The sequence below is a fragment of the Haloferax sp. s1 genome (assembly GCF_058382125.1).
This window is the reverse complement of sequence record NZ_JBZRPK010000667.1, coordinates 1-13264: the sequence shown is the minus strand read 5'-3', so window position 1 is coordinate 13264 and position 13264 is coordinate 1. Positions and strand designations below refer to the sequence as shown.

16 protein-coding genes are annotated in these 13264 nt (G+C 63.0%); 3 read left to right on the top strand and 13 right to left on the bottom strand.

What is annotated here, in order from left to right:
• Window positions 1–364, bottom strand: a 364-nt coding sequence (locus QT222_RS16045) for an adenine nucleotide alpha hydrolase family protein (protein ID WP_491477741.1), incomplete at its 3' end; no start/stop codon positions are given.
• A gap of 142 nt (window positions 365–506) precedes the next feature.
• Here QT222_RS16045 and QT222_RS16040 point away from each other — a divergent pair.
• Window positions 507–1118, top strand: coding sequence for a universal stress protein (locus QT222_RS16040; protein WP_491477740.1), 612 nt, complete (start codon window positions 507–509; stop codon window positions 1116–1118).
• Between the two features lie 52 nt (window positions 1119–1170).
• Here QT222_RS16040 and pepF read toward each other — a convergent pair whose 3' ends face one another.
• A complete protein-coding gene (gene pepF, locus QT222_RS16035; protein WP_491477739.1) occupies window positions 1171–2970 on the bottom strand; it encodes an oligoendopeptidase F in 1800 nt (599 codons plus the stop codon).
• 81 nt (window positions 2971–3051) lie between these two features.
• Window positions 3052–3207, bottom strand: a complete 156-nt coding sequence (locus tag QT222_RS16030; protein ID WP_425497314.1) for a DUF7563 family protein — start codon at window positions 3205–3207, stop codon at window positions 3052–3054.
• Between the two features lie 111 nt (window positions 3208–3318).
• Here QT222_RS16030 and QT222_RS16025 point away from each other — a divergent pair, with 111 nt between their 5' ends.
• Entirely contained in the window at window positions 3319–4656 is a 1338-nt protein-coding gene (locus tag QT222_RS16025; protein ID WP_491477738.1) for a M28 family peptidase, read from the top strand.
• A gap of 9 nt (window positions 4657–4665) precedes the next feature.
• Here QT222_RS16025 and QT222_RS16020 read toward each other — a convergent pair whose 3' ends face one another.
• From QT222_RS16020 to QT222_RS15975, 10 genes are all read right to left on the bottom strand, one after another.
• Complete coding sequence (locus tag QT222_RS16020) at window positions 4666–4986, bottom strand: hypothetical protein (protein WP_491477737.1); 321 nt, start codon at window positions 4984–4986, stop codon at window positions 4666–4668.
• Between the two features lie 102 nt (window positions 4987–5088).
• Window positions 5089–5736, bottom strand: coding sequence for an HAD family hydrolase (locus QT222_RS16015; RefSeq protein ID WP_491477736.1), 648 nt, complete (start codon window positions 5734–5736; stop codon window positions 5089–5091).
• Between the two features lie 84 nt (window positions 5737–5820).
• Window positions 5821–6633, bottom strand: a complete 813-nt coding sequence (gene truA, locus QT222_RS16010; RefSeq protein WP_491477735.1) for a tRNA pseudouridine(38-40) synthase TruA — start codon at window positions 6631–6633, stop codon at window positions 5821–5823.
• A 73-nt stretch (window positions 6634–6706) separates the two neighbouring features.
• On the bottom strand, window positions 6707–7153 hold the full coding sequence (locus tag QT222_RS16005; protein ID WP_004059274.1) for a universal stress protein: 447 nt from the start codon (window positions 7151–7153) through the stop codon (window positions 6707–6709).
• A gap of 112 nt (window positions 7154–7265) precedes the next feature.
• Window positions 7266–8561 (bottom strand): histidine--tRNA ligase, encoded by a 1296-nt coding sequence (gene hisS, locus QT222_RS16000; protein WP_491477734.1) that lies wholly within the window; start codon window positions 8559–8561, stop codon window positions 7266–7268.
• Between the two features lie 51 nt (window positions 8562–8612).
• Window positions 8613–9518, bottom strand: coding sequence for an EamA family transporter (locus tag QT222_RS15995; protein ID WP_491477733.1), 906 nt, complete (start codon window positions 9516–9518; stop codon window positions 8613–8615).
• A gap of 68 nt (window positions 9519–9586) precedes the next feature.
• Complete coding sequence (locus QT222_RS15990) at window positions 9587–10177, bottom strand: DUF7411 family protein (RefSeq protein WP_491477732.1); 591 nt, start codon at window positions 10175–10177, stop codon at window positions 9587–9589.
• A gap of 3 nt (window positions 10178–10180) precedes the next feature.
• Window positions 10181–10543, bottom strand: a complete 363-nt coding sequence (locus tag QT222_RS15985; protein WP_491477731.1) for a DNA-binding protein — start codon at window positions 10541–10543, stop codon at window positions 10181–10183.
• Between the two features lie 106 nt (window positions 10544–10649).
• A complete protein-coding gene (locus tag QT222_RS15980) occupies window positions 10650–11105 on the bottom strand; it encodes a 30S ribosomal protein S19e (RefSeq protein WP_004059279.1) in 456 nt (151 codons plus the stop codon).
• A gap of 117 nt (window positions 11106–11222) precedes the next feature.
• Window positions 11223–12248, bottom strand: coding sequence for a lysylphosphatidylglycerol synthase transmembrane domain-containing protein (locus QT222_RS15975; protein ID WP_491477730.1), 1026 nt, complete (start codon window positions 12246–12248; stop codon window positions 11223–11225).
• Window positions 12249–12398: 150 nt separating this feature from the next.
• Between QT222_RS15975 and thiL the strand changes: the two genes are divergently transcribed.
• The coding region (gene thiL, locus QT222_RS15970) for a thiamine-phosphate kinase (protein WP_491477729.1) at window positions 12399–13264 on the top strand (866 nt) is incomplete at its 3' end.

Here is a 13264-nt window from a genome sequence, read left to right as displayed (position 1 = left end):
CCTCGCCGCAGATGACGACGTCGGCGTCGAGTTCGGCGGCCGCCCGCGCGAGTGCGAGGCTTGTCGGCCACGTGTCGCTGCCACCGAATGCGCGGTCGGTGAGCAGCACTCCGCCGTCGGCACCGACGCCGACCGCCGTCTGGAGCACAGCCTTCGCCGGGGGCGGTCCCATCGTAATCGCCGTCACCGTCCCGCCGACCGCTTCGCGGAGCGCCAGCGCCGACTCGACGGCGTTGTGGTCGGGCCTGTTCAGGACCGCGGGCGCGCCGGACCGATTCAACGTCCCCGTATCGGGGTCAATCGTGACGTCGTCGGCGTCGGGTACCTGCTTGACGCAGACGACGATGTTCCATCCGTCATTCATATCTTGACGGCGCCGTCGTATGCGGCGCTCGGCTAAGATACGCACCTCGGGCCTACATACCGGCCTCATCATTCTCGAAAAACAAGAACGGAATACGCGCTATTACTCCCGTCTCGCCGTACACCCGTCCAGGAGGGTCACAATGTACAATCACATCCTCGTTCCGGTCGACGCCAGTCCAGAAGCGGAGAATGCGGTGGGCCACGCGGTTCACCTCGCTGACGAGATCGGTGCGGATATTCACGCACTGTACGTTGCGGGGGACCGGTCTACTGACGATTCAGCCGGTCGAACGGGTTCCAAACGCGGTGACCGAGCGCTCGACGGTGCCACGGAACGCGCCGACGAGCACGGCGTCCCAATCCAGACGGCAGTCGCCGAGGGAGACCCCGCCGAGACCATCGTCGACTACGCCGGGGAGATTAATGCCGACCTCATCGTCATGGGCACGCACGGTCGCGACGGGGTCAACCGACTTTTCAACGGAAGCGTCGCAGAGCGCGTCGGTCGCCGCGTCTCGATTCCGGTGATGTCGATTCGGCTGGACGACGCCGGACAGTCGGTGAACTCACCGCTGGAAGCACAGCGCATCGCACGGGAGAAACTCGAACGCGCGGGGCACGACGACGCCGTCATCGAGTCGCCGTCACAACAGCGCACGTCGTGGGTCGTCCGCGCCAGCGACGACTGCGGCGAGTACAACGTCCACATCAACAGCGTGTCGGGGCGGGCGAAAGTCGTTCACGTCGGGTGACCCACCCAACGCGGTGATATTTGGGAGACGGAACGGTTCGAGAGGAACGACCCTATTCGAGGTCGAGGAGCGTTGCCGCTTCGTCGAGGAACTCGCTGTAGACGGACATCGCGTCCTCGATGGGTTCGGGTTCGGTCATGTCCACGCCAGCAGTTTTCAGCACGTCGAGTGGGTATTCACTGCCGCCGAGTGCGAGCGCTTCGCGGTAGTCCGCGGCGGCGTCCTCGCCTTCTTCGCGGATGTGTTCGACGATAGCTGCGGCCGCCGAGATACCGGTCGCATACTGGTAGACGTAGTAGTTGTAGTAGAAGTGCGGAATCCGCATCCACTCGCGGGCAATGTGGTCGTCGGTTTCTGCGGGTTCGTAGTACGTCGCTTTCAGGTCGCCGTAGAGTTGGTCGAAATGGTCCGGGGTGAGCGCGCCGTCGTCTTCGACGATTTCGTGAATCTGGAGTTCGAAGTCGGCGAACATCGTCTGGCGGAACAGCGTCGACCGGAAGCGTTCGAGATACTCGTCGAGGACGTGCATCCGGAGTTCGTCGTCGTCGACGTTTTCGAGCAGGTACTCGGTGAGGAGCGTCTCGTTGACCGTCGAGGCGACTTCGGCGGTGAAGATGTCGTAACTCGCGTCGTGCCACGGTTGTGCCTCGTTTGCGAGTTCGGAGTGCATCGAGTGGCCAAGTTCGTGTGCGAGGGTGAACATCGACGCCGCGTCGTCCTGATAGTTCATCATGATGAACGGCTGGGTGTCGTAGGTCCCGGCGGAGTACGCCCCGGCGCGCTTGCCGCGGTTTTCGTACACGTCGACCCAGCGGTCTTCGAGTCCTTGGGCCATCCGTTCTTGGTAGGCTTCGCCGAGCGGTTCGACGGCCTCGATGATGTACTCTTTCGCCTGCTCGTACGGAATCTCGGGGCCGTGGTCGCCAGTCAAGGAGACGTAGAGGTCCCACATCTGCAGCGTCTCGGCACCGATGGCTTTCCGCTTCAACTCGGCGTGGCGGTGGAGATGGTCGAGGTTGTCACGGACGGTTTCGAGGAGGTTGTCGTACACCTCGACCGGCACGTTTGGACCGTTAAGTGCGGCCTCACGAGCGGTTTCGTAGTTGCGGATGTGAGCGGTCTTTACATCCTTCTTGACGCTTTTTTTCAGCGAGGTGCCGACGGCGTTTCGCACGTCGGCCCAGCGGTCGTAGAACTCCTCGTGGACGGCCCGGCGGAAGTTTCGGTCGGAATGCTTTTGCAACTTCGTGAAGTTACCCTGCGTAATCTCGACCGAGGTGCCGTCGGGTTTCTCGACCGTCGGGAACTCCATGTCGGCGTTCGCGAGCATGGAGTAGATGTCGCTTGACGCGCCGGTCACGTCGGAGAGGTCGGCGAGAACCTCCTCGACTTCTGCCGAGCGGGTGTGTTCTTTCGTCCGAAGTACGTCGTCGAAGTAGTGTTCGTAGGCTTCGAGTGCTGGCTCTTCGTCGATAAACGCCTGCACCTCGTCTCGGTCGAGTTCCTGTAGCTCGGGTTCGAGGTAACTGACTGCACTTCGTGCCTTCGACGCCAACGCCTCGGCACGGCCGGATTGTGCCTGATACTCCTGATTTCGCGTGTCTTCGCTGCTTCGGAGGTTCGCATACGAGGTGACCATCGATACCTCGCGGAGCACCGACTCCATCGTCTCCAGGAGTTCGAGAAGCGTCTCGGGGTCCTCGGTGACGTGACCCTCGTACGCTCCGAGTTCGGGGATGCGCTCGGCAACGTCCTCGTAGGCCGCCTCCCACTCGTCGTCGGAGGTGTAGATGCTGTCGAGGTCCCACTTGTACTCCGTTTCGATATCGCTCCGCTCGGGAACCGAACTCATATCTCCGCAGTTGCACGCGCGGGTGGTAAGCCTTGTCAATCGACTGCCAGCGGGGAGAAATGGAGGGCCGAAGTGATGAGATTAGTGTCGGGTCGCTCTCGCCTGTCGGACCTGGGCACCGTCACGAACCAAGTCCTCACAGTGCGGACAGACCCGGGGGTCCTCCATGCCCTCGGGTGCGAACACCTTGACGTAGCCTTCTGTAACGAAAGAACTGCAGTTCTGACATGTTGGCATGGCGCTCGTTCGTACCACGTCAAATTAGTTAGATGTTGTGGGCAACCTTTTTAATCGATAGCGTGGCCAAACCGTCACAAACCACTTTGACCGATGGCGAGTGGATGGAACATGGACGACCTGTCACCCGACGCCCGCGACGTGTTCGCTCGCACGTGGACCGACGACCGCCCGTGGGAGTTCCTCACACAACTGACCGCAGTGGGTAACCGGATGGCTGGCGGGGAAGGTGACCGCCGTGCGAGTTCGCTCGTCGCCGACGCCTTCGTCGATGCTGGCGCTCAGCACGTCGAATTCGATACCTTCGAGATGGCTCACTGGTCGCGCGGGCAGACGACGCTCGAACTCACTGCCCCCGACGAGCGGTCTTTCGAAGCGATTGCGCTCCCCTACGCTCCCGCAGCGGATGTCTCCGGCCCGCTCGTCGACGTAGGCTATGGTACGCCGTCGGAAATTGACGAGTACGACGTGAACGGTGCTATCGCCGTCGCCAGTACGACCACGCCCAGCGGAGGGCGCTTTATCCATCGGATAGAGAAGTTCAACTACGCTATCGAGTCGGGTGCGGTCGGGTTCGTCTTCGCCAATCACATTCCCGGGCAACTGCCACCGACCGGTGCACTGCGGTACGACGAGGAAGCTCTCGCCCCCGCGGTTGGTGTGAGCAAGGAGACGGGGTCGTGGTTGGCCGAGTTCGCGAGCCGAGATGGGACGGCTCGATTAACGGTCGATGCCGCCACGGAACCCGGCGAAAGTAGGAACGTCGAGGGTCACGTCGGCCCCGACACGGAGCGCGAAGTCGTCTTCTGTGCGCACTTCGACGCCCACGATATCGCCGAGGGCGCGCTCGACAACGGGTGCGGTATCACCACTGTCGCCACCGCGGTCCGACTTCTCGCGGCGATGGACCTCGACCTCGGCGTCCGCGTGGTCGGCGTCGGGGCCGAAGAACTCGGACTGACCGGCGCGGAACACCTCGTGAATCGCCTCGACCTCGACCGCGTCGCCGCGGTCGTCAACGTCGACGGTGCGGGACGGTTCCGCGACCTCGTGGCGATGACGCACACTTCCGAGGCGACGGCCGAGGTAGCGAGCCGCGTCGCGGACGAGACGAGACACCCGATTCGCGTGGATGAAACGCCGCACCCTTTCAGCGACCAGTGGCCGTTCGTCCGCGCCGGAATCCCCGCGCTCCAACTCCACAGCGACAGCGGCGAGCGCGGACGAGGGTGGGGACACACCCACGCGGACACGCGCGACAAGGTAGACGACAGGAACATCCGCGAACATGCGATGTTAGCAGCGCTCCTCGTGCGTGAACTCGCAACGGCAGCCGCGAACGACGAGATTCCGGGACTCGATGACGACGAACTCGCAACGGCGTTCCGACAAGCGGACTTCGAGAAGGGAATGAAAGCCGCGGGCATCTGGCCCGGCGGGTGGGAGTAGGGTCGGTGGTTAGTCGTCGGCCGCGGGGTCGGTGTCGCTGTTCTCCGGGCCGCTGCGACCGGTCGCGTTCGAATCTGTGGCGACGGCCTCAGCCGTCAGGCCGAGGTCGGTGAGCGCGCTTTTCGTCCCCGACTTGACGATTACGCCCGCTCCGCGGACGATGTGAAATATCCCGTAAATCAACGCTGGAATCGCGATGAGAAGATAGAGCGCGAGGCCAAAGATACCCGTCGCGCTGGCGACAAACCCTCCGATAGTATTTCCGATGCCGATGATGAGCAGGCCGAAGGTGATGCGGAATGTGACGTCCCACGCGGTGGTCCGGTCCATGTTCATCCTCACGGAGGGTCGAGTGATGTGCCTACTGGTTGGTCGAGTGATGTGCCTACTGGTTGATGGTTTGCGTACGCACGCGGGACCAACGTCAGCGACTCAGCACACCGCGGGCAACTCGGCTAACGAATCGAGTTCGTACGTCGGGTCCGCGGCGAGTTTGTAGCCCTCGCGGTGGGGACGGCGGACGAACGCCGAGTCGATACCGGCGCGGTTGGCGGCGACCACGTCGACGTTGCTGTCACCGACGTAGAGGGCGCTTTCGACGCCGAGGCGGTCCATTGCACGCTCGATGTAGTGCGGATTCGGTTTCTTGACGCGGGCACCCTCGACCGTCGGTTCGCGGCCGTAGGCGACTTCGAAGCGGCCCCCGAGGTCGAACACGTCGAGAATGTGTTTGATAGTCGCATGCTGATTATTGCTCACGACGGCGAGTGGGTGCTCGATGTCGTCGAGCTCGTGTACGTCGTCGTACAGTGGTTTCGTCCCGTTTTCGAGGCACTCCAACTGCGTAGTGGCGGCGTGCGCCTCGTGACTCGACCAAAACTTGTCGACCGGCACGTCGTGTACAGCGCAGATGCGACGCAGATGCGTGAGTCCCCCGTGGATGACGCCATCAATCGCCTCCGTCGTCGGGTCCACGCCGAACTCGGCGAACGCCCGCCGGACTGCTTCGCGCTCGACTTCGAGCAGCGTCGGTTCCGTCAGTACGCCGTCGTTGTCGAAGATGACAGCGTCGTAGCACATGGTCGGACGATTCGGACCCGAAGAAGGATATCTTTGCTATGAGGTACCCCAATGGCTCCGGAGTGCTATTGATGTCTGGGTGGACTACGCGCTGTTGACGCCGTCACGGATTCGCGACCCGACGCGCCATCCGATTCGGTCCGCGAGCGCCCGCTCGTCGAACGCCCGAACCGTGCTCTCAGCAGCCTCGGGGTCGACCTCGAACTCGACGGCCGGGTAGTCGACGGCGGTGAGAACAAGCGGCGTCGGCGGGGCGGGCGGCACGCCGTCGGGTCCTTCGAGGTGCTCTGAGCCGAGTACGTCGTCGACTTTCTCCATCGGTGCCGCTCCCGACGCGACAGCACGAACGAGTGAGACGAGTCGACGGACGGGTTCACGGGCGAACCCGCCGGCCTCGACGCGGATAACGAGGAAATCCCCGTCGCGGCTCAGGTCGCCGTCGATGGTTCGGACGGTCCCCCAATCGTCGGGCGTGAGGTTGTGAAAGTCGTGTTCGCCGCGGAGTTCGTCGAGGACGGCGGCGGCCCGGTCGTCGTCGAACGCGTCGCTCGGCGCGTGCAGGTCGTAGACGTATTCGCGGCGAGTCGGTCGGTGTCTCGCGTGGAAATCGTCGGGGACGTCGGCGGCGGCCCACGCCCTGACTGTCGCCGGGAGTTCCGAATTTAAGGCTCGCGGCGTACACCAGTTCGGGCACTCGAACGCGACGGTTTGGGCGAGCGCGGAGACGCCCGCGTCGGTCCGGCCGGCGGCGGCGTATGCGGTCGGGTCAGCATCCTCGTCGCAGACTCCGAGGGAACGGCAGGCGTCGAAGATGGCGTCCTCGACGGTCGGAACGTCCGGTTGTCGCTGAAATCCGTGAAACGGGCGGCCGTCGTAGGCGACACGGAAAGCGCGCATACGCTGGCTTTTCCGTGGGTCTACTTAACGGACTCCACCCCATTCTCCCTGTAAGCGACCGGTGCTGACTCGGCTACTCTCCTTCGACGGGAGTCTCTTCGGCTCGGATGGTGAGTACCGGCATGTCGGCCAATCGCAGGACGCGCTCCGTAACGCTTCCGATGAGGTACCGTCTGAGGCCGCTTCGGCCGTGCGTTCCCATCACTAACAGGTCGATATCGGCTTCCTCGGAGTACTGGAGGATTGCCTGATGTGGCGACCCGTGTTCGATTGCAGTCACAACTTCGACACCCGCCTCGGTAGCCTCGTCTGCGGCCTCGGAGACGATGTCTTCGCCTTCTTCCTCGTAGGCGCTCATGAGACCACCGGCGTCGAGTTGAGTCGCATGAAGCGTGCGCTCGTCGACAACGTAGAGGGCGTGAATCGTCGCATCCATGCTCGCCGCGAGGTCGAGTGCGTGGTCAAGCGCCACTTCGCTGGGGGCACTTCCGTCGAGTGGCACGAGAATCGTTTCGTACATACTCCCCAATACGTCTGGAAGCGACAAAAGACCGGTCGCCGCTATCGTTTCGCGAGAATTGACTGATTTCGTCGGGTGAACTTCCCGACGGCGCGAAGAACGATGACCGAACCTATTCGAAGTCGTCGGAGGTCGGTTCGTCGCGGCCGCCCGGGAAGTCGTCGACGGGGGCGGTCGTCTGTTCGCCGCTTTCCATGTCTTTGACGGTGACTTCGCCGTTTTCGAGGTCGCGCTCGCCGACGATGACGACCGTGCTCGCGTTAACCGAGTCGGCGTAGGACATCTGCGCGCCGAAACTCCGGTCGGAGACGTCGACTTCGACGACGTTGCCCGCCTCGCGGAGGTCGCGGGCGATTCGGGAAGCGACGGACCGGGTGTCGCCGACGGTGAGGACGTAGTAGTCGGTCGTCAGTTCCTCTTCGGGCCAGACGCCGGCGCGCTGGCAGAGCAGTTGGAGCGTCGCATTTCCGATGCCGACGCCGACTGCGGGGGTTGGCTGGCCGCCGAAGGATTCGATGAGGTCGTCGTAGCGGCCCCCGCCGAAGGTCGCGCGGGACACATCGCCCGTGGAGTCGAAACACTCGAAGACGACGCCAGTGTAGTAGTCGAGACCGCGGGCGGTCGTGAGCGAGACTTCGCAGTACTCGCCAGCGCCGAAGTCCTCGGCCGCCGCGAGGACGTTCCGAAGGTTCTCGACCGCGGCTTCGACGTTTTCGCCGCCGAAGTCGGCAATCTCGTCGAGGTCGCCGCGTTCGAGGAGGTCGGCGAACTCGCTTGCCTGGTCGTAGGTGAGTCCGGCGTCGGAGAGCAGTCCAAGGTACTCTTCGCGTTCGACTTTCTCGGACTTGTCGACGGCACGAATCGCATCCGTCACGTACACGTCGGCATCGAACGACCGGAGGAGGCCGCCGAGAATGTCGCGGTGCGAGACGCGGAACTCGAAATCATCGGCCGTAAGCCCGAGGTCGGTGAGCGCGTCGGCCGCAAAGGCCAGAATCTCGGCGTCGGCCTCGGGTTCCGAGGAGCCGAAAATGTCGGCGTTCGTCTGGTAGAACTCGCGGAAGCGACCCTGCTGGACCTGCTCGTAGCGCCAGAAGGGGCGGGTCGAGACCCACTTGATGGGCTTCGAGAGCGCCTGCTGTTTCGCGACGACCATCCGGGCGACGGTCGGCGTCAGTTCGGGCGTGAGGGTAACCTCGCGGCCACCCTTGTCCTCGAAGGCGTATAGCTCTTCGACGATTTCCTCGCCGGACTTGTCGACGTACATCTGGGTCCGTTCGAGGTACGGCGTCCCAATTTCGCGGAACCCGTACTGGGCGGCGGCGGTTTCGACGGTGTCGATTACCTCGCGCCGGGCCGACATCTCCCCGGGATAGAAGTCACGAAACCCCTTGAGTCGGTCGTACATGGGCAATGGTTGGCGAAGGCGGCGCTTGAAACCTGTTGTTCGATGCGGTCGCTATCGGACAACTGCGAGGAGAACTTCGACATCCCCGATAGCAATGAGCGAAACCCCGGCGACGGCGAGGAAGGCCGCGACGAGGCGCGTCCCGAAGCGCGCTTCACGGAGGACGACTCCGCCGAGAACCACGGCGATGACCGCTTGCGTGTTGACGATTGGGGAGGCGATACTTGCGGGGACCATCCCAAAGGCCGTCGACGTGATGTGCTCGCCCACGGCGACGAGTCCCCCGGCTACGGCGAACTTCGGCAGGTCGTCGCGGACGCTCGTCCAGTTACGGACTGCGACGGGGGGCACGGCTATTCCCGCCCCCGTGAAGAGGACGGGAACGAACACGCTCGTCGGAATTGCGAGTTCCTGTAGCGCGACGCGCTTCCCAACGTCGCTGGCGGCGTAACAGGCCGCACTCGCCAACGCGAGTTGTGCCGGACGGGAGCGAACCGCCCGCCTAAGTGGGTCGAGCAGTGCGCCACCTTCGTAGTTCGCCACGTAGACTGCCACGGTTGCGACGGCGACACCAGCTACCTGAAGCCCCGTGAGGTACTGATTCAAGAAGAGAATCTCGATGGGTAACACGAACACCGGGACCAGTTTGTTGATTGGTGCGACGTAGGACACGTCGCCCGCGTCGAGGGCGTCGACGAACAGGATGAACGCGACCCCGACGAGCACCGCTGTTCCGGCGACGATAGCGACTCCACTCGCGCCGATATCGGCCAGTGACGGAACCGACGAGGCGTCGAACGTCACTATCGAGACGGGGAGATACCACGCGACGGCGAAGGCGTTGACGACGACGGTGAGAACCGCACCGGGGTAGCCCGGGAAATACCGCTTCACGACGAAGATGTACACGCCCCAGACGAAGGCGGCGAGTACGGAATAGAAGATTCCGGGGTCCATGGTTCACCCGGTGGGTGGCCCAGTGAAAAGCGGTTCGATAGTGTTGAAAAGCGGTTCGTCGGACGGTCCTAGCGCCGTCCGTGGACGTAGCTTTGGACGTGGTCCGGGAACACATCGTCGACCGCTTCCCGACCGTGTTCTTCGGCGATGAGTGTCCTGAGATCACCTTCGTAGTCGGCTTTCGGAATCTCCTCGGAGGGGCCGGTCTCCACGTCGAGGTGGGTCTCGACGAGGCGGTCGACCGCGCCGCGGCCGAATCCCGAAAGCGGCGAGAGATAATCGACACCGTGGCGGTCTTCGAGACTCTGCGCCTGTGCCCGCGAGATTGAAGGGACGCGGTCGTCACGTCGTGTGCCGTCGGCGACGGCGTCGAAACCCAGCCCGCAGACTGCTTCGAGTGCGTGCTCGTGAACCCGTTGGATGCCGCCGCGAGGGTAGCCGTCTTCGACCATACGAGCGGTCGCTTCCTCGGCGACATCACGGTCGAGTTCGAGCGTTTCGAACTCGTAGCCGAGTTCGATTGCGGCGTCCTTCGCATGCGTCCAGTCGTCGGTGACGCCGAAGTGTGCCGTCACGAGCGTAACATCGTAGAATGCATCGAGAAGCAGCGCAGCGAGCGAAGAGTCCTTCCCGCCACTGTAGAGAAGCGCGAGCTCCACGTGTTATCGGCGTCGGATGTTGAAGCTCTTGGACTCGGGCTGGAGCTCTTTGAGGAGCGCCTTCATCTTGTCGTCGTCGATGCGGCCCTGAATTCGACCGCCCTGTGCGAGCGCGACGATTTGGCGCTCGACTTTCTCGGCGAAGTCGGGTTTCGACATCTGCACCGCGTTGAGACGCTGGCGGGCCTCGTCGGTCAGATACTGCTTGAGAAGGGCCTGTTTCTGCTGTTCGGCGCGTTGTTTTGCGGCCTCCTCTGCCTGCTGTTGTTCGGCTGAGCCTTGTTGTCCTGCCTGCTGTTCCTGGAGTTCCTGCATCTTCTTTCGTCGAAGCTCCTCCAGTCGCTCGTCGTCTTGACTACCACTCATATCCTAGCGCACGGTCCGATGTCTGAAAACCATTACGGACCCGCGTACGGACGGCTCGCTACGGAATTCTCGGTCGAAGAAGAACTCTCGGTGTGTGTCAGCGGTATTACGCGTAGCGCTCGAGTTCCGGACGGTCGAGGTCGGAAAGCACGTCAGATGCGGCGTTGTCGAGGAAGCTCGTACCCTCGGCCGTGATGCGGCGACCTTCGCCCTTGGCCGTCTCGACGAAGCCTTCCTCTTCGAGCTGCTGGAGGAGCTTGCGGATGACCTTCTTGCTACCGGTGTCGCTGTGTGCGCCGGAGACGCTGTATCGGTTGCTGCCGCGCTTCAGACCACCGTATTCGGTGGAGAGGCGGTCGACACCGACGGGGCCGTTCATGGCGACCTTGCGGAGAAGGCTCGCACCACGGATGAACCAGAAGTTGTCCTGCTGTGGCGGGAGTTCGCGGGTCTGGCCGCTCTTCGCGAAGGCCATCCAGTCGGGTTGCTCGATACGGTCCTCGAGTCGTCCGGCGACCTCTTCGATGAGGGCGTCCGCCGGGACGTCATAGATGGTTACCATGGCTATTCGTTCATAATCGCGGCGTTTAAAGGCATCGTATTCACCCGATACGGGCGGTTGGAGGCTCCTGTGCCCCGCCGGGCGTATAGCGGGAACACACTCCTTTTTCGGCCCGTCTCAGGGTCGCCAACCGTGCGTGCTCTGGATAGTCATCACGATACCGCCGAGAAGCGTCGGGACCCAGTAGATGAATCCCCGGAAGATGACGACCCCTGCCGTTGCGACGTCGAGCGAGACCGAAGCGGCCGCGGCGATGAGGATTGAAAGCGTCACCTCGATACCGCCCGACCCCCCCGGAAGTGGTGTCACGCCTGCAATCGCACCGATGGGGACGACGAACAGCGCGATGGAGAACGCGATTGGAGCGCCGATGGCGCGAAACGCCACCCAGAGGGCGACCATCTGACAGAACCACCCGAGTCCCGAGAGTAAGAGTGCGACCGCCAACCCTCGCGGGTTTCGCCCGACGCGCTCGATGGAACGGAAGAATCCGTTTATCCGGCGGTTGATACCGTCGGCTGAGGGAACTGGCATTCTCGGAACGTATCGTGCGACGGTGCGGATAAGCGGGGTCAAGGCCCGAATGATTCGGCGTTCGAGGTCGTACCGCCGTTGCCACGCGACGTAGACTGTTGCAGGGACGCCGATGGCGAGGACGACGACGGCGGTGAGGGCGATTTCGAGGTTTCGACCGAGCGTCACCTCGGTGGCGTAGTATCCCGCACCGATGAGGGCAATCGTGATAGACGGGACGAAGTTCAGCGTGTCTACACTCGCGATGGCCGCCAGTCCGGTCTCGTACTCGGCGTCGGTACTCCGTGAGATGAGGAGCGCAGTCACAGGCTCCCCGCCGGCTTGTCCGAACGGCGTGATGTTGTTCGAGAACATCGCACCCGTAAATACGAGGAACGACCGAACGACGGATATCTGCACGCCGAGAACGCCGAGTACCGTCTTCAACGAGGTCCCCCACGAGGCGAGCCACACGAGCGTGATACCAAAGATGACCGCCAGATATGCGGGGTCGGCCATCGTCACTCGCCCGACGAGTTTGTCCACGCCCACGAAATAGAATAGGACGGCAAAGACGACGATAGCCGCGGCGAACCCGAGGAGCGTCGCACGAATATTCTCGCGGGCCATTTGCTGGGAATGTGTCTACGACGTGCATTAAGTCACCGAATTTGACGGCCGGAAAGCAGGTCGGGGGGTGTCGTTTTTATCGTCTCTTTCGTGTGGCCGCACGCGTTTCGGATAGATGGACATTTCCGCTCCCCCCGATACGTCCGACGTATGGACGAGCGCGCCGCCCTTCGACTGCTCGACGCAGACCTTCCGGGTGCTGGCGACGACGCTGCCATCGTTGACGGTCTCGTCGTCACGACCGACATGCTTCACGAGGCGACGGATTTCCCCGCCGGAACGACCCGGTACACCGCCGGCTGGCGGTCCGTCGGGGCATCGCTGTCGGACGTGGCCGCAATGGGTGCGACCGCCACCTGTGCTGTCGCCGTCTATGCCGCCGTCGAACTCGACGAGACGGAACTCAGCGACTTCGTACAGGGTGCCCGAGACGTTTGTGAGGCGGTTTCAGCAGAATACGTCGGCGGCGACCTCGACACGCATGATGAGTTCACGACGGCGAGTACGGCTATCGGCCGTACCGATGACCCAGTTCTTCGCTCCGGTGCACAGCCGGGCGACCTGTTGTGTGTCACCGGGGAATTAGGCCGGTCTGCCGCTGCCGTCCGTCTGTTCGAAGCGGGCGAGGTGGAGCGCGCTAACGACCTCTTTTGTTTCACTCCCCGTGTCGAAACCGGTGTCGCCCTTCGCGACTCGGCGACGGCGATGATGGATTCGAGCGACGGTCTCGCCCGCTCAGTCCATCAACTCGCCGAAGCGAGCGACTGCGGATTCGAACTCGACTGGGACGCGCTCCCGGTCCACGATGTTGTCTCGGAGGTTGCTACCGACGACGCGGACAGACGGACGCTTTCGACGTACTTCGGTGAAGATTTCGAACTCGTGTTTACGATACCAGAAGATGACCTCGACACCGCCCGCGAGGCCGCTTCTGTCCAGATTACTGTGGTCGGACGCGCGACTGAGGGGTCGGATATCATCGCCGATGGCGAGTCGGTTCCGGACCGCGGCTACAC